A 17,018-nucleotide genomic window follows, 5' to 3' on the forward strand; every position below is an offset into this window, starting at 1 on the left:
CCGTCAGGTATCCGTCAGGGGTGCGCCTGCAGTGCGCCTTGAGTGCGCTGACCGAGCATAGTCGGGGCTTGTTCGAGTGCTTCACCGGGCAGTTTTCCTCTTGTCGCCAAGCTCACGTATCACTCCCGTGGGCAGGCCCCTAAAATTTGAGTTACTTAACGGTAATTAGCGTCAGCATCACAGCGTCTTTGGAGCGTGAGAGACCTTGGCCGGATCGGCTGATTTCGACCTGTACCGCCCGTCCGAGGAGCACGACATGCTCCGCGACGCGATCCGCTCACTGGCCGAGGCGAAGATCGCGCCGTACGCCGCGGCGGTGGACGAGGAAGCCCGTTTCCCCCGGGAGGCCCTGGACGCCCTGGTCTCCTCCGACCTGCACGCCGTGCACGTACCGGAGACGTACGGCGGTGCCGGCGCCGACGCGCTGGCCACGGTCATCGTGATCGAGGAGGTGGCGCGCGTCTGTGCCAGCTCCTCCCTGATCCCCGCGGTGAACAAGCTGGGCTCGCTCCCGGTGATCCTCTCCGGCTCCGAGGACCTGAAGAAGAAGTACCTGGGCCCGCTGGCCAAGGGCGACGCGATGTTCTCGTACGCCCTCTCCGAGCCGGACGCGGGCTCGGACGCGGCGGGCATGAAGACGAAGGCGGTCCGCGACGGCGACTTCTACGTCCTGAACGGCGTGAAGCGCTGGATCACCAACGCGGGCGAGTCGGAGTACTACACGGTGATGGCCGTGACCGACCCCACGAAGCGCTCCAAGGGCATCTCGGCCTTCGTCGTCGAGAAGTCGGACGAGGGTGTCTCCTTCGGCGCCCCGGAGAAGAAGCTCGGCATCAAGGGCAGCCCGACCCGCGAGGTCTACCTCGACAACGTTCGCATCCCGGCCGACCGCATGATCGGCGAGGAGGGCACGGGCTTCGCCACCGCGATGAAGACCCTGGACCACACCCGCATCACGATCGCGGCCCAGGCCCTCGGCATCGCGCAGGGCGCCCTCGACTACGCCAAGGGCTACGTCCGGGAGCGCAAGCAGTTCGGCAAGGCGATCGCCGACTTCCAGGGCATCCAGTTCATGCTCGCCGACATGGCCATGAAGATCGAGGCCGCCCGCGCCCTGACGTACCAGGCCGCGGCGAAGTCCGAGCGCGGCGACAGCGACCTCACCTTCCAGGGAGCGGCGGCCAAGTGCTTCGCCTCCGACGTCGCCATGGAGGTCACCACGGACGCGGTCCAGCTCCTCGGCGGCTACGGCTACACCCGCGACTACCCGGTCGAGCGCATGATGCGCGACGCCAAGATCACGCAGATTTATGAGGGCACGAACCAGGTCCAGCGCATCGTGATGGCCCGGAACCTGCCGTAGGGCCGCCGCCGTACAGTGAAGAGGAGCCCCCGGCACTATGCCGGGGGCTCCTCTTCTCGCTGCGCTGCGCTACGTGCCCGGGGTCGGCTCAGTTCCCCGACACCGTCACCTTCTCGTCGTTCTTCAGCTCGTTCACCAGGGTCTTGACCTTGGCGGTGTCCCACTGGAGGTTGCCGTTGGCCGAGTTGCCGGAGATCGGCATGTTCATCGACTTGCCGTCGCCGCCGGTGATGCCCTTCATGGCCCAGAACATCGAGGCGAGGTCCCAGAGGGACATGTCCTTGTCGACGGTGAGGGTGTCGAGGCCGGCGCCCATGGTCGGGTAGAGCTTGAAGGGGTTGAGGACCGTGGACGGCGTCGCCGTCTGGCTCGCCAGGGCCGCGAGGAACTTCTGCTGGTTCTTCGTACGGTCCAGGTCGCTGTTGGCGAACGCGTACCGCGTACGGACGAAGGCGAGCGCCTCCTCGCCGTTCAGGGTCTGCTTGCCCGCCTGGAAGTCGGCGCCGGACTTCTCGTCCTTGAACGCCTTGGGGATGTCCAGCTCGACACCGCCCACCGCGTCGACGATCTTGGCGAAGCCGGCGAAGCCGATCTCCGCGTAGTGGTCGATCCGCAGTCCGGTGTTGGCCTCGACGGTCCGCACGAGCAGCTCGGGCCCGTCCTCCGCGTACGCCGCGTTCAACTTCACCTGACGGCCGGTGCCCGGGAAGGTCTTGCCGGACTCGGAGCCCACGAACGTGGGGATCGTCACGTTCGAGTCGCGCGGCAGCGAGATCATCGTGTTCCCGTTGTCGCCGACGTGCAGGATCATCATCGAGTCCGTGCGCTTGCCCTCGGCGGAGCCCGTGCGGAGCTTCTTCTTCTCCTCGGCGGACAGACCCTCGCGGCTGTCGGAGCCGACGATCAGGTAGTTCGTGCCCTCGCCCGCGTCGGGCCGGTCGATCACCTTCGACAGGTCGACCTCGCGCTTGAGCTTCGAGTCGGCCCAGAAGTACGTGCCCACGGAGACCACGACCAGCACGGTGACCACCGTGATCGCGGTCCACTTGATCCGCTTGCGCCAGTTCGGCGCGGGCCGCGGACCCCGTCCATGGCCGCCGGGAGGCTCCTGCGGACCGCCTCCGCCCGGCGAGCCGTACACCTGTCCGGTGTTGTAGCCGCTGTCGTAGGCGTCCTCGCCGTAGCCGTCCGTGTACGTCGGCTGGGGCGGGACTCCGCGCGTCGGCGCCGAGGGGCGTGGACCGGCCCCCGAGCCGCGCTGCACCTGCCGCATCACACGGGCGCCCTCGGGCTCGGCGCCTGTGCTGCCGCGGCCCTGCCGGTCGCCGCCGTTGTATCCCTGGGGCCAATCGCTCATGGGCCCCAGTGTGCAGGGTCCCACTGTGTGCCATACAAGAGTCTTCGGAAAATCGCACCAGGGCTGTTGCAGAGCTGATGCAAAGCAACCCTTGCGAGTGCCCGGCATAAGGTGGGCGGCATGACAGACCAGGCCCGTGCCCCGGAATCCGATATTCCGGGCAAGCCGACTTCGGCGTCCCGAACCACCCTGAGCCACATCATGAGCCACAACGACACCAACCTTCTGGGTACGGTGCACGGTGGCGTGATCATGAAACTGGTCGACGACGCGGCCGGCGCGGTGGCCGGGCGGCACTCCGGCGGGCCCGCCGTGACCGCCTCCATGGACGAGATGGCGTTCCTGGAACCCGTACGCGTAGGCGACCTCGTGCATGTGAAGGCACAGGTGAACTGGACGGGTCGTACGTCGATGGAGGTCGGCGTCCGCGTTCTCGCCGAGCGTTGGAACGAGTCGACGCCGCCTCAGCAGGTCGGCTCGGCCTACCTGGTGTTCGCCGCGGTGGACGCCGACGGGAAGCCTCGGAGGGTACCTCCGGTGGTTCCGGAGACCGAGCGTGATCGGCGCCGCAATCAGGAGGCGCAGATTCGTCGTACGCATCGGCTTGCGCGGCGGCGGGCGATTGTGGAGTTGCGGGAGAAGCGGGCTTCTGAGGGGCTCGACGACTAGGCGGTTTGGCGGCTGCGGGTTCGCTGTGGCTGGTCGCGCAGTTCCCCGCGCCCCTAAAACGGGGCGCCCTCCTGGGCCGGGGGATGAAGGCCCAGCGGTGATCTGGACGGCCACCAGGTATTCGTAGGCGAGCCCCCGCCGGATTGGTTCGTTACGGGCAGACCACCTGGTCGCCCGTGACCGTTTCGAACTTGCCCTGGGGCGGGTCCTCCGCCCGGACCCTGTGGACCTCCCTGAAGTCCGCGCCGGCGATCACCTTCATGAGGGGGCCCTGGCCGTTCACCGGGCGTAGCTCGCTGCCGGGCAGGGCGGTGGCGAGGGACTTCGCGGAGCGGTCCCAGCGGGGGTCGTACTGGACGATCGTGCGCGGGACCGAGCGGTCGGGGGCGTTCACGGGGGCCCGGGTCGTGCGGAAACCGGTGGCCGCCAGGCCGCTGTCGACGCGGCGGCCGAGGCCGGCGGTCATGGTGCCGTTCTCGACCTGGACCCGGATCTGCTGCGGGGCGACATCGACGCGCAGGGCCTTGGAGCGGACCCGGTGCGGGGCGAGCGGCTTGTCGTCGCGCAGGGTGCGGAAGAGCCGGTCCGCCTTCTGCTCGTCCCACTTCAGGGTCGAGCCGATGCCCTTCACGGCGTACCCCATCTTCCCGATCGGGACCGTCGTGAACTCCGAGGAGGACGGTGAGAAGGTCCGCATCGCCCGCCCCAGGTCGATGAGTTCGTCCGAGCCGAGGCCCTTGTCGGCGCGCACCGAGCCGAGCACGGCCCCGGTCACCTCCCGGAACTTGATCGGGTTGAGCAGCACCCCCGACGAGGTGGCCCGCTCGATCAGCGCGGCCAGGAAGCGCTGCTGGCGCTGCATCCGGCCGAGGTCCGAGGCCCCGTCGATGTGCCGCGAGCGCACGTACTGCAGTGCCTGCCCGCCGTTCAGATCGTGCACACCGGTCGGCAGGTCGAGCCCGGTGTAGGTGTCCTTGAGCGGCTTCACCGTGCAGATCCGGACCCCGCCGAGCACGTCCACGGTCTTGATGAAGCTGGTGAAGTCGACCTCCAGATAGTGGTCGATCTTCACATGGGTCATGTTCTCCACGGTCCGCACGGTCAGCTGCGGACCACCCTCCGCGTACGCCGCGTTCAGCTTGACCGGGTGCGGCTGGTGCCGTCGGCCGGTGGTGCGGTCGATGTGGGCGGGCGTCTCGGCGTACGAGTCGCGCGGCAGGCTCACGATGCTGGCCCGCTTCCGGTCCTCGGAGAGGTGCACGATCATGATCGTGTCGGTGCAGTGGCAGGGGGCGCCGCCGAGCCGGTACTTCTCCTTCTCCTCCGGGGTGATCCGGTCGCGGCCGTCGGTGCCGACGAGCAGGACGTTCATGCCGTGGCCGTGCGCGGGCCGGTTCTTCATGTCCTTGAAGGGGTCGATCCGGTCGATGTCGGAGCCGAGACCGGTGAGCAGCGCGTGCCCGATGCCGGCCGCCGCGAGCACCGTCACGGACACCGAGGTCGTCACCCGCATGGCCCAGCGCGGCCGCCTGCGCCGTACGGGCGGCCGCGCTGGGCGCTGCCGCTGCGGGCGGGCGGGGGAGCGGGGCGGCGTGGGCAAGGCGGACACCTCCGCGTCGGCCGGGTGTGGGGGTCCGTGAGCACCGTAGGCCCATACGATCTGCGGCCCGGCGCAGGGACCGGGCGGCGCGCGTCCGTGTCCCCCGTTCGCGGTAACGTAATCCGCGATGAACGACAAGCCCGACGTGCAGCTCCCCGCCGTCTCCGTGATCATGCCCGTCCTCAACGAGGAACGGCATCTGCGCGGAGCCGTCCAAGCGATCCTCGCCCAGGAGTACGGGGGCGAGATGGAGGTCGTGATCGCCATCGGTCCCTCGACGGACCGTACGGACGAGATCGCCGCCGAGCTCGTACGAGAAGACTCCCGTGTGCACACGGTGCCGAATCCGACCGGTCGCACCCCCGCCGCGCTGAACGCCGCGATCAAGGCGTCCCGCCACCCGATCGTGGTACGGGTCGACGGGCACGGCATGCTCTCGCCGAACTACATCGCGACCGCCGTCCGCCTCCTGGAGGAGACCGGCGCGCAGAACGTCGGCGGCATCATGCACGCCGAGGGCGAGAACGACTGGGAGCACGCGGTCGCCGCGGCGATGACGTCGAAGATCGGCGTGGGCAACGCGGCCTTCCACACGGGCGGCGAGGCCGCACCGGCCGAGACCGTGTACCTCGGGGTCTTCCGCCGGGAGGCCCTGGAGCAACAGGGCGGCTACAACGAGGAGTTCATCCGCGCCCAGGACTGGGAGCTGAACTTCCGGATCCGTGAGGCGGGCGGCCTGATCTGGTTCTCGCCCGAGCTGCGGGTCTCGTACCGCCCGCGCCCCTCGATGCAGGCCCTGGCCAAGCAGTACAAGGACTACGGGCGTTGGCGTCATGTCGTCGCCCGTTACCACTCGGGTTCGATCAACCTGCGCTATCTGGCCCCGCCGACCGCGGTCTGCGCGATCGTCCTCGGGCTCGTGGTGGGCGCGGCGGTGACGCCCTGGGGCTTCGTGGTCCCCGGCGCCTACCTCGCGGCGATCGCCCTCGGCTCCCTCCCCGCGGGCAGGGGGCTGCCGCCGAAGGCACGGCTGTGGATTCCCGTCGCCCTCGCCACCATGCACATGTCGTGGGGCATCGGCTTTCTGACCAGCCCGAAGGCTCTGGCGAAGAAGGTCATCGCGTCACGCCGGCCGGCGGTGCTCAGCGAGAACTGACCGCCTCTGCGGCAGACATGACGAAGGCCCCTTCCGGACAGGGAAAGGGGCCTTCGTCGTCCGCGGGATCAGCCGCAGTGGACCTTGTAGTTGACCTGGATGTAGCTCGCGTTGCCCGCGGTGCCGCCGTAGTCGATGCAGGTGTCCACGGCCTTCAGGTAGACGGGACCCGCGTAGTAGCTGAAGTTGCCCGAGTCCACCTCGCTGGCCTTCCACACGGTGTCGGTCCGGTGGATCCGCAGCCGGGCGTCCAGATACATCGGCGAGCCCGGGGTGTCGCTGACGGTGACGACGCAGTTGTAGCCGTTGGAGCTGTTGTACGTGATGTAGGCGTTGCCGTCGCCGACGTCCCTGGAGCCGATCACGCTGTAGCCGGACCCGCAGCCGCCGTTGTAGGAGGCGGCCGAGGCGGTGCCGGTGGCGGCGACCGTTCCGGCGACGGTCAGCCCGAGGACGGCTGCCACCGAACCAAGTCGCTTGGTGTTGAGCATGCTTGAGTTCCCATCAGGTCAATTTCAGAACCGAAGTTGATCATTCCGAGGGGGTTGCGTGTACGCAACCGATAAAGGCGTGACCCGTGTCACCGCCTCGGTCCGCGCGCGTGTTCGCGGGCGGCGGGAGTCAGCCGCAGTGGAAGTAGCCGCTCGGCGGAACGTGGTCCTGGATGATGTTGTTGCCGCTGAAGTTCCACATGTCGGTCTCGACCGCGATACAGCGGTCCTTCCCGTAGAACTTGAAGCTCGCGTAGTAGAGGTACTGGCCGTCGTCCCCCGGCGAGACGTAGCCGTCCTTGTTCGTCCAGGCGTCCACGGCGATACGGGACTTGACGCCGTAGTACGAACCGCGCTTCACGGCCGCGACGCAGTTGTAGGTGCCGTCCCAGAACAGATAGGTCGTGGCGTACGTGGTGCCGTTGTACGTGTTGTTCCAGCTGTCGATCTGGGAGCCGTTGCAGCCGTACGTGGCGGCGCTGGCGGCAGGGGCGGTGACGAGCGAGTAGCCGGCGATGCCCGACAGCATGAGCGCCATCGAGGTGGCGTAGCGGGCGACTTTGCTCCTGGACTTCACGTTGCTCTCCTGAGAGGTTCGACGGGGAAGGAAGATCGTCGAGGGCGATCTCATCATCGAACTGCTCTTCGACAGCTTAGGTGATGTGTACATGTCCATTAACGGACATGGAATGACTGATTCCGGGCGCTTGGAGTCCGGTCGGGCGGCCGCTCGGGACCGCCCCACCGGGACGGCTACCAGCGGTAGGGCTTGTACACGTCCATGCACTGGCTCTTGTCCGACCCGTTGATGGCGTCGGCGTTGTCGGGGACGTCCCCGGCCTTCGGTGCCGACTTCTTCGGATAGGCCGTGCCCGTACGCCAGTCGGCGCCCACGACGAGGGTGACCCCGGAGACGTCGGTGCTCCGCTTCACCGAAGTCAGCGGAATCCCCAGCGACTTGGCGACCCGCTGGGCGTCGCCCTCCAGGTCCGCACTCGGGTAGCGGACGACCGTCGTGTCCTCGCTGAGCGCCGCCGAGCGGTCCGCCACCGCCTGGGTGAAGCCCTTGCCGACGAGCTGATCCGTGATCGCGCTCGCCCGCAGGGGCGCCGCCCCCTCCGTGCCGGTCCGCGTGCCGTTCTGCACCTGTACGGCGATCTGGCCGTCGGCCGCGGCCGGGTCCTTGGAGGTCTTCTCCTCGGTCTTCTTCTTCGCGTCCGAGTCCTTGCCGTTGCTGTCGAACGGCACGTCGTCGCGGAGCATCGACCACAGCTTCTCGGCGTCGGCACCGGCCGGCACCACATGGTTGGCGTCCAGCGGGTCCGGGACGTTCGGCATCGTCGTCATGGTGATGCGGTTCGTCGGCACCGTCTTGAGCTGCATGCCCAGGTCGTACAGCTTCTTGACCGTGCCGATCTCCTCGGAGACCTTCAGCGACTTCGTGGCGGATTCGGCCAGACCCATCAGCCGGCCCGTGTCGGTGAAGACGTTCTGCTCCTTCAGGCCGCGGATCATCGAGTTCATGTACATGTGCTGAGCCCTGGCCCGCATGAGGTCACTGCCCCAGGCGTGGCGCGTGCGCAGCCACTGGAGCGCCTGCTTGCCCTTGACCTTCTTCGTACCGGCCTTCAGCTTCAGGCCGGAGCCGCCGGGCACACCGGGCAGCGGGCCGTCCTTCACGTTCTGTCTCACACAGACCTCGACCCCGCCGATCGCGTCCGCCATGCTCACGACGCCCGCGAAGTCGATCGTCATCCAGTGGTCGATGTAGACGCCGGTGAGGTTCTCCCAGGTGGCCAGGGTGCAGCCGGCTCCGCCGCGGGACAGCGAGGTGTTGATGATGGTGTTGGTCGCCGGATAGGTCTTGCCGTCCTCCGGGTCCGTGCACTTGGGGATGTCGACCCGGGTGTCGCGCGGGATGGTCACCACCGCGGCGCTCTTGCGGTCCGCGGACAGGTGGATGAGCATCTGCACGTCGCCCAGGGGTGGGTTGCCGCGGTTGTCCCGGCTGCCGCCCAGCGCCACGTTCGCGTCGGAGGCGCGGCTGTCGGAGCCGACCAGCAGGATGTTCAGCGGAGTCTGCCCGGCAGCGTTGGGCGCCGTCTTCGGCGCCTTCGAGTCGCCGCTGCTGCGCTCGCCCTTCTCGATGTTGCCGTTCAGGTGCCGGTAGTACAGGTATCCCGTACCGGCGGTCCCGAGTATCGCCACCGCCAGGACCGTCGCCGACCAGCGGAGCGCCCGCCGTCTGCGGCGGGACCGGTCGGTCCCCTGGCCTCCTGGGCGCCGCTTGTTCCCGCCGTGCCTGCCCGGTCCGGCCGCCGTGCCCTTGCCCTGCGGTGCGAGGGACATCGTGTCCTCGACCGCGGGCACCTCCCCCTGCACACTGCTCTGACTCAACTCCCTGCCCCTTCCCCACCCCTGTTGCCCGACACAAGGCCGCGCCCGCGTGCGGCCCTCCCTGGCCGGTGCGGAGCGAACCCTGTCAGGCCACCCTGTCCGACACTGGTCCGCCACCTGTCAGACCCCCGTGGGCCCGAACCGGGTTGGCTACGCATCGGCAAAATCAGCGACTGGCACGGCCGCGTGCTGTCGGCCCGGCATGCGGCCGACGTCGGACGGACGTGCAGTCGACACAGCGGTGCCCCACGTCAGACCAACGTGGGCCCCGCACGGTTGTGTTCCAAGCCGGACAACTCCGAGCCGAATACCGGCCGACCGCACCTGACACGGCCAACTCGGCACCTGGCACCGGTCAACTCCGCACCCGGCACCGGCCGATCCTGTACCTGGCACGGGCCGATCCAGCACCCGGCACGGGTCAATCCCGCATCCGGCACCGGGCGAACCCGCACCCGGCACCGGCCGAACCGGCCCCTCCGGGAGCTGGCTCCGTATCCGGCAAAGGCCTGTCGCTCGCCCCGTAAGACGTGCGACAGGCCCGTCAGGTCACCCGCGTCAGCGAATCAGCTGGCGCACTGGACCTTGTCCGCCGTGGACTTCTCCACATCCGGAGTGGCGGCCGAAGCGGAGTTCAGCTTCACCCCGGCGCCCTTGAAGTCCTCTCCCAGCGTGAGTGTCATCGTCGGCAGTCCCTGGGAGTTGGTGACGCTCTTGCCCGGCTTCATCGCCGAGCCGCTGAGCCCCATGATGTCGGCCAGCCTGCGGGCCTGGTCCGCCTGATCTGGCGCGTACTCCAGCGTCGTCTTGGCCTGTGTGGCACCCGAGTTGCCCGCGTTCTCGGACTTGGACACGCCCGCTTCGAGCTGCAGCCAGTTGAGCTGGGCCTGCGCGCTGCCGGCCGGGGCGCCGCCGTTGAGGATCTGGACGCGAACCTCCGAGGCGTCGGCCTTCGTGCCCTTGAGACGGGCGGCGACCGCCGCCTTCTCCTTCGCCTCCTTCTGCTTCACCGCGGTGAAGGAGGTGTCACTCTTGATCATCTGGAAGACCTGGGGCGCGCGCGACTCGTCGACGACGACTGTCGCCTTGATCTTCTCGGCCGGGTTGTCCTTCACCGGCACCGTGGTGAAGGTGATGTTCTTCGGCGGCACCTTCTTCAACTCCAGCGCCACGTCCTTGAGCGTGCTGACCTTTCCGATGCCGGTGTCCACCGTCAGTGCCTTGGTGGCGGCCTCGGCGAGCTTCAGCAGCTTGCTGGGGTTGGTGAGGGTGTCGCTGGACGCCATCTTGCGCATCAGCGAGCCCAGGAACTGCTGCTGCACCTTGATGCGGTCGAGATCGCCCTGGTTGCCGAAGCTGTGCCGGGTCCGAACGAAGGCCAGCGCCTGCTCGCCCTCGACCTTGGACGTACCGGCCGGCAGCTTGAGCTTCGACTCCTTGTCGTTGACGGCCTTCTCCACGCAGACCTCGACGCCGTCCACCGCAGTGGTCAGGGTCTTGACGGCGTTGAAGTCGGCCATCATGAAGTGGTCCGGCTTGATGCCGGTGACCGCCTCGACCGTACGCATGGTGCAGCCCGCGTTCCGGCCGCCCTGTCCCAGGCTCGTGTTGAAGCGCTGGTTGAGCGTCCCCGCAACGATCTTTTCCGAGCCGTCCTCCTGCTTGGTCGGACAATCCGGAATGTCGACCATCAGGTCACGCGGAATGCTCATCGCGGTCGCGTTCGTACGGTCCTTGGAGACGTGCAGCAGGATGTTCGTGTCGGCGTGCCCGACGCTGCCCTTGTCGCCGTAGCCCTCGTTGCCCGCACCGGTGCGCTTGTCCGTACCGATGATCAGGATGTTGAAGGCCTCGTCCTTGCTGAAGCCGCTCGAACCCGCGCTGCCGACGTCCGTCGTGGCGACGTTGCCCTCAAGGTGCTTGATGTAGGCGTACGCCGCCGCCGAGACACCGACCAGCACGAAGGCCATGCCGCCGCCGGTCCACAGCAGTATTTTCTTCGCCCGCGACTTCTTGGGTTTCGTCCGGCGGCGGCCCGGAGGCGGCTCGTCCGGCGCGCCACGGCGCCTGCGCGGTCCCGGCAGATCGGTGCCCGGAATCCCACGCTCACGGCCCGGCGCGGTACGCGGGCGTGTTGCCGCCCCTCCGGCGCGGGTGGCGGTTCTCCGGGGACCGGGAACCGCCGACTGCGGTGCGGAACTCTGCAGTCGCAGTTCGTAGTCGCCGGTGTTCGGGTTGAGTACCCACTGGTCTGCGGGATCGATATCGTCCGCCCGCCCACGGCCTTGCGCGTCCACGGTTGCTTGAGTCCTCCGTCGGGGCCACGCGGCGTCTTTCCCCCTCAAAAGACGCTCGGTCAGTCGGTCCAACCAGTGCGCGACCTCAGGACAGACCTCAGGACCGGGTGCACCGGATCGCTCACACTATCCGCCCAGTTCGGCGTCGAGCGACGACGGTGAGAAATTCCACTTCCCTACAACCGGGCAATCCACCCAATTCTTTGAACGTACGTTCCCCGTCTTGGTGTGCTCTTTACTCGGAGGCCTGTTCGGCCGTTAACCGCAGGCGTCCTCGGCGGCCGTGTTCCCGCGGAAAGTCGGCGCGGGACTCGGCGTCAGTGAGGGGTCTTCGGGCCGCTTTGCGCCCGATTTGCCATCTTCCTGGCCGAATCCCTGATCGGGGCCCCGCTCCCGTTCCTCGACGCGCCCGTCATAACTGCCGTCATAGGACTCGTAGTTGTGCGAATCGCCATACGCGTCCCTGTCGCCGACCGACTCCGCGCTGCTCCTCTTTGTGCCGGAATCCTCCGGAAGTTCCTTCGAGACCTCCAACGGAGCGTCCATGCGTAGCCGTTCGAAGAGTTTCTCCGCCTCGGGTTCCACGAGCTGGTCGCGATTGGCGTTGTATGCGTACGACTCCCGCGGCACCGTAAGGAATTGCACACGTTCGGTGGGGATGTTGCGCATGCCCCGGACCAGGTCGTACAGGCCCCGCAGGCTCGCGAGCCCCGGGTCGGTGGTGAGCGAGGAGGTCGCCGCGTCCAGCACCGGATAGAGCTTCACCGGATTCAGCAGTACGTCATTGCTGCGCACCTTGTTGACGAGGGCGCCCAGGAAGCGCTGCTGGCGGTCCATCCGGTCGGTGTCGCTGCCGTCGCCGATGGTCTTGCGGGCGCGTACGTACCCGAGGGCCTGCTCGCCGTTGAGCTTCACCTTGCCCGCGGGCAGCCGGAGCTTGGCGGCGGGATCGTCGATCGGCTCCTTCAGGCACACCACGACCCCGTCGACGGCGTCGACCATGTCCTTGAAGCCGTGGAAGTCCACGACCATGTGGTGGTCGATCCGGATGTCGGTCAGCTTCTCGACGGTACGGATCGTGCACGCCGAACCGCCGCTCTGGAAGGCGTAGTTGAACATCGCGAACACCGGTGCGGTGCGGCTGCCGTCGGGCCGGCGGCAGCTCGGTACGTCCACCATCAGATCGCGGGGGAGGGAGACCGCGGTCGCGCTGCGCCGGTTCGCCGTGAGGTGGAGCAGGATCGTGGTGTCGGACCGCTCGGTGCCGGAGTCCCGTCCGTACTTCTGGTTCCCGTCCCCCGACCGTGAGTCCGACCCGATCAGCAGGATGTTCTGCGCGTCGTGCACCAGCGAGGTGGGCCGCTCCTTCTCGTACCGTGCGAGTTCGGCGGCGGTGTCGTCGTCCGACGTGATGTTGCCGTTCAGCTTCTCGTACAGCACCCAGCCGGCTCCCGCGGCGCCCACCACGACCACGACGACGCCGATCGCCGTGTACCGCAGCCACCGCCGCCGACGCCTCCTGGCCCCGGCCCCGGTGGGAGACGCACCGACCCCGGGCCCGACCGGCCCCGGCGCCGCGCCCCGCGTCCCTCCGGTCTCGCTCACGTGAGAATCCACCCCTCATGCCGCACGAACCTGCTCCTACGACCATGGCCCGGGTGGAGGCGGAGGGCTTCGGGGGCTGGGCTGAACGGGGGAAGGGTTTGTCGGGTGCGGGTTGGCTGCGGCTGGTACCGCAGTTCCCCGCGCCCCTAAAGACCTAGGGGCGCGGGGAACTGCGCAGTCTTTCGGGGGTTCGGGGGCGAAGCCCCTGAAAAGGGACGGGAATGGGTAGGGGAGGCGGGGGCGAAAAAAGGTCCCCTACCCGGGAGGCCCGCTCAACGAGCCGTAGCCGAAACCCGCTCGCTCTCGATCCGCTTCGCCAACGCATCCTCCCCGACCTGCTCAAGGTTCCGGCACAACACCACGGACCCACCGACAGCCAGCGGAGCGAAGAGGCCGGCACTCAGCCCCTCCCACGTGTCGTACGAAAGAGCGGACAACAGCCGAGCCCCTGGCCCCGTCAGACCCAGCGCGGGCGCATCCGCCCGAGCCCGCTCGACAACCTCCGCCCCCGTCAGCTCCGCCCCGGCGACAACAACCGCGGGCGCCTCCGGATCCACAGGCCCGTACGCCTGGAAGACGTCCCCCTGCCCGGGCACCTCGACGGCGTAGTCGGCGTACCCGGCGGGCACCTGGGCGAACCGCCGCCCGAGCGGCGCGAGCGACAACGCCACCCGCTCCCCGGAACACGCGAGCCCGGCCTCGAACTGCCCGGGCCCGGCCACCACATGGTCGGCCGCACCCGCATCGCCCCCGACATCCGCCACGACCCCCACGGAGGAACAGGCGAGCAGCCACACCGCCGTCTGCCAGTGCGCGGGCAGCAGCAACGCGACCCGCTCCCCGGGCTCGGCGGCCAGCTCGCCCTGGAGCAGGTTCGCGGTCTTGGCCACCCAATTGGCGAAGGTGGCCACGGACAGTTCGACACGTTCACCCGTGGCGTCGTCGTAGAAGGTCACCAGGGGGCGCGCGGGATCCGTGGCGAGCGCGGATCGCAGCAGGTCGGCAGGGGTGCGGTCGGTGGCGTTCACGGGACGCAAGGGTACGCGGACACCCGCCCGGGCGGGGGAGCGAGGGCCACCGGTTCGGCGGAGTCCGGCCGACGGTCCGTCAAATCCCAGATGGACAGATAAGTATGACTATGTCCAGGATCAGGGGCATGCGCGGATATCTTGCTTCCTCGATTGCCGTCACGTGTGCGGCCGCCCTGGCCTTCCCCCTGGCCGTGTCCACCGACGCCGCGGCCGCACCCCCGGCGGCCGAGAGCCCGACCACCGACCGGGCGACACCGGACAGACCGGCATCCGAACGAACGGCCAGGGCTCGACCGGAATCGCCGAGCACCTCGACGACATCGGCCGAAGCGGCCACATCTGCCGAGGCGGCAGCCGGAGCCGCCGTCTCCGCCCCCGCGGCCCCCGCCGGCTCCGGCCCCGCGACCGACCGCTCGATCCCCGGCAGCACCCAGTCCCTCCCCCTCGCACCCCTCGCCCCTCCCTCCGGCGACCGCACCCTGCCCCCCACGTCCGCCCCCTCTTCCCCCTCCGCCGCCACGCAAGGCCTCCCGCGACGCGACGTACGCCACTTCTCCCTGGTGGGCGTCGTCTGGGACAACCCGGACACGGAACTCCAGGGCCGGGTCCAGGTCCGTACCCGCGCGAGCGGCACCGCGAAGTGGTCGCTCTGGCAGGACGTGGACACGCACAACCACGAGCACGCGGCGGACCCGGACACGGCGGAGCGCGCCTCCGGGCGCGTACGGGGATCCACGGCCCCCCTGTGGGTCGGCGACTCGGACGGTGTGGAGGTCCGCGTCCAGGCGGAGGCGGACGGCAGGCCGGGAACGGACGGCCGGGCCGTCGCCGGCGATGCCCTCCCCACGGGCCTGCACATCGAACTGATCGACCCCGGCGTCGATCCGGCCGCCGAGCCCCCGCCGCAGACCTCCGGGGTGGACGCCCCGCGGGGCAGCGTCCTGTCCCCCGAGGCGGCGGCCTCCTCCGCCGTCAACGCCGACCTGGCCCCCCTCGGCGCCACCGTGATCCCCGCCCTGAGCCAGAAGCAGACGGAGGCCGACCTGCTGGCGACCCGAGGCGAGACGGCGGAAGTGGCGAGCCCGAAGGACAAGCCGGGGCCGAAGGACAAGCCGGGTACGACAGGCAAGACCGGCACGATCGGCAACGCCGACGCGGCGGACCCGGCGACGGGCCAACGCCTGAAGCCGTACATCGGTGCACGTCCGCGCATCGTCACCCGCCGGGGCTGGGGTGCCGACGAGACGCTCCGTGAGCGGAACTTCAGCTACACGAAGACCGTGAAGGCCGCCTTCGTCCACCACACCGCGTCGGGCAACAACTACCGCTGCGCGCAGGCACCTTCAGTCATCCGCAGTATCTACCGCTACCACGTGAAGAGCAGCGGCTGGCGGGACATCGGCTACAACTTCCTCATCGACAAGTGCGGAAACATCTACGAGGGGCGGGCCGGAGGCGTGGCCAAGCCCGTCATGGGCGCACACACTCTCGGTTTCAACACCAACAGCATGGGGATCGCGGTCCTCGGGAGCTTCGGTACCACGAACCCGCCCGCCGCCTCCGTGAAGGCGATCGCGAAGCTCACGGCGTGGAAGCTCGGCCTCTTCGGGGCGAACCCGAAGGGCAAGACCTACCTCAAGTCCGGGGGCGGAAATCTCTACCGAAAAGGAAAGAACGTACGACTCAATGTAATCTCCGGTCACCGGGATGGTTTCGCCACCGAATGCCCGGGCGGCCGACTCTACGCGAAGCTCGGCAAGGCCCGTGCGACTTCGGCCCGCTACCAGGGACGATGAGGTCCGGTCGGCGGGAACGGTGAGCCCGGCAAGCCGGGGCCCCAGCCCCGGCGGCTCCCCACAGCCAAACCTCCCCCAGAGGCGCCCCACAGCCATCGAAACGGTCTGCATACACTGGCCGGTCGAAAGACAGTTCGACCGGCCCCATCAGGAAGCAGAGACGACAGGTGACAGAAGCGATCCTCCTGGTCGGCGGCAAGGGCACACGGCTGCGCCCTCTCACGGTGCACACGCCGAAGCCGATGGTTCCGGCGGCCGGGGTACCGTTCCTCACGCACCAGCTGGCACGGGCGAGAGCGGCGGGGGTCGAGCACATCGTGCTCGCCACGTCCTATCTGGCCGAGGTCTTCGAGCCCCACTTCGGCGACGGTTCGTCGCTGGGGCTCCACATCGAGTACGTCACCGAGGAGGAGCCCCTCGGCACCGGCGGTGCCATCCGGAACGTGGCCTCCCGGCTGAGATCGGGCCCCGACGACCCGGTCCTGATCTTCAACGGGGACATCCTGACGGGCCTGGACATCCCGGCCCTGATCAGTACGCACCGCTCCTCGGGCGCGGACGTCTCCCTGCACCTGACGAGGGTGACGGACCCGAGGGCGTATGGCCTGGTCCCCACGGACTCGTCGGGCCGGGTGCAGGCGTTCCTGGAGAAACCCCAGACCCCCGAGGAGATCGTCACCGACCAGATCAACGCGGGAGCGTACGTCTTCCGCCGGTCGGTGATCGACGCGATCCCGGTGGGCCGCCCGGTCTCGGTCGAACGGGAGACGTTCCCGGAGCTCCTCGCCTCCGGCGCCCACCTCCAGGGAATGGTCGACTCGACCTACTGGCTGGACCTGGGCACTCCGGGCGCCTTCGTACGCGGCTCGGCCGACCTGGTACTCGGCCGCGCTCCGTCCCCGGCCGTCCCGGGCCGCTGCGGGGACCGCCTGGTCCTCCCGTCGGCCACGGTCGCCTCCGACGCCAAACTGACGGGCGGCACCGTCGTCGGCCACGGCGCCACGGTCGGCGAGGGCGCCCGTATCTCCGGCAGTGCCATTCTCGACGGCGCGGTCATCGCCCCGGGCGCGGTCATCACCGACTCCCTGATCGGCGCCCGCGCCCACGTCGGCGCCCGCTCGATCCTCACCGGAGTGGTGGTGGGCGACGGCGCCTCGGTAGGCCCGGACAACGAACTCCGCGAGGGCGTACGCATCTGGTGCGACGCCCAGATCCCAGCCGCAGCACTCCGCTTCTCATCGGACCAGTAGCACCAA

At 68.9% G+C, this 17,018-nt stretch carries 13 protein-coding genes; 5 read left to right on the forward strand and 8 right to left on the reverse strand.

Annotation, left to right across the window (positions count from 1 at the left end):
• Positions 1 to 205 precede the first annotated feature (205 nt).
• Entirely contained in the window at positions 206 to 1,363 is a 1,158-nt protein-coding gene (locus ACZ5VQ_RS22400; RefSeq protein WP_469106402.1) for an acyl-CoA dehydrogenase, read from the forward strand.
• Between the two features lie 88 nt (positions 1,364 to 1,451).
• On the opposite strand, the gene ACZ5VQ_RS22405 is transcribed toward ACZ5VQ_RS22400, so the two are convergent.
• Positions 1,452 to 2,720: an LCP family protein gene (locus ACZ5VQ_RS22405; protein WP_469106403.1), complete on the reverse strand. Its 1,269-nt coding sequence runs from the start codon at positions 2,718 to 2,720 to the stop codon at positions 1,452 to 1,454.
• 120 nt (positions 2,721 to 2,840) lie between these two features.
• Between ACZ5VQ_RS22405 and ACZ5VQ_RS22410 the strand changes: the two genes are divergently transcribed.
• Entirely contained in the window at positions 2,841 to 3,389 is a 549-nt protein-coding gene (locus tag ACZ5VQ_RS22410) for an acyl-CoA thioesterase (RefSeq protein WP_469106404.1), read from the forward strand.
• A gap of 151 nt (positions 3,390 to 3,540) precedes the next feature.
• On the opposite strand, the gene ACZ5VQ_RS22415 is transcribed toward ACZ5VQ_RS22410, so the two are convergent.
• Entirely contained in the window at positions 3,541 to 4,989 is a 1,449-nt protein-coding gene (locus tag ACZ5VQ_RS22415) for an LCP family protein (RefSeq protein ID WP_469106405.1), read from the reverse strand.
• Positions 4,990 to 5,116: 127 nt separating this feature from the next.
• Here ACZ5VQ_RS22415 and ACZ5VQ_RS22420 point away from each other — a divergent pair, with 127 nt between their 5' ends.
• Positions 5,117 to 6,145 (forward strand): glycosyltransferase family 2 protein, encoded by a 1,029-nt coding sequence (locus ACZ5VQ_RS22420; protein ID WP_362073281.1) that lies wholly within the window; start codon positions 5,117 to 5,119, stop codon positions 6,143 to 6,145.
• Positions 6,146 to 6,213: 68 nt separating this feature from the next.
• Here ACZ5VQ_RS22420 and ACZ5VQ_RS22425 read toward each other — a convergent pair whose 3' ends face one another.
• The 6 genes from ACZ5VQ_RS22425 to ACZ5VQ_RS22450 form a co-directional block, all read right to left on the reverse strand.
• Complete coding sequence (locus ACZ5VQ_RS22425) at positions 6,214 to 6,636, reverse strand: spore-associated protein A (RefSeq protein ID WP_469106406.1); 423 nt, start codon at positions 6,634 to 6,636, stop codon at positions 6,214 to 6,216.
• Positions 6,637 to 6,766: 130 nt separating this feature from the next.
• Entirely contained in the window at positions 6,767 to 7,213 is a 447-nt protein-coding gene (locus tag ACZ5VQ_RS22430; RefSeq protein ID WP_362073275.1) for a hypothetical protein, read from the reverse strand.
• A gap of 176 nt (positions 7,214 to 7,389) precedes the next feature.
• Positions 7,390 to 8,985: an LCP family protein gene (locus tag ACZ5VQ_RS22435; RefSeq protein WP_469106438.1), complete on the reverse strand. Its 1,596-nt coding sequence runs from the start codon at positions 8,983 to 8,985 to the stop codon at positions 7,390 to 7,392.
• Positions 8,986 to 9,599: 614 nt separating this feature from the next.
• Entirely contained in the window at positions 9,600 to 11,330 is a 1,731-nt protein-coding gene (locus ACZ5VQ_RS22440; protein ID WP_469106407.1) for an LCP family protein, read from the reverse strand.
• A gap of 258 nt (positions 11,331 to 11,588) precedes the next feature.
• Positions 11,589 to 12,935 carry an LCP family protein gene (locus tag ACZ5VQ_RS22445; protein WP_469106408.1) on the reverse strand — a complete coding sequence of 449 codons (1,347 nt, stop codon included), beginning with the start codon at positions 12,933 to 12,935 and terminating at the stop codon, positions 11,589 to 11,591.
• A gap of 272 nt (positions 12,936 to 13,207) precedes the next feature.
• Positions 13,208 to 13,963, reverse strand: coding sequence for a TIGR03089 family protein (locus ACZ5VQ_RS22450; protein WP_469106409.1), 756 nt, complete (start codon positions 13,961 to 13,963; stop codon positions 13,208 to 13,210).
• A gap of 110 nt (positions 13,964 to 14,073) precedes the next feature.
• On the opposite strand from ACZ5VQ_RS22450, the gene ACZ5VQ_RS22455 reads away from it, so the two are divergent.
• Both ACZ5VQ_RS22455 and manB read left to right on the forward strand, forming a co-directional pair.
• On the forward strand, positions 14,074 to 15,762 hold the full coding sequence (locus ACZ5VQ_RS22455) for a peptidoglycan recognition protein family protein (protein WP_469106410.1): 1,689 nt from the start codon (positions 14,074 to 14,076) through the stop codon (positions 15,760 to 15,762).
• Between the two features lie 167 nt (positions 15,763 to 15,929).
• Positions 15,930 to 17,012 carry a mannose-1-phosphate guanylyltransferase gene (gene manB, locus ACZ5VQ_RS22460; protein ID WP_469106411.1) on the forward strand — a complete coding sequence of 361 codons (1,083 nt, stop codon included), beginning with the start codon at positions 15,930 to 15,932 and terminating at the stop codon, positions 17,010 to 17,012.
• Positions 17,013 to 17,018: the final 6 nt, after the last annotated feature.

The organism is Streptomyces sp. NPDC033178, assembly GCF_055577685.1.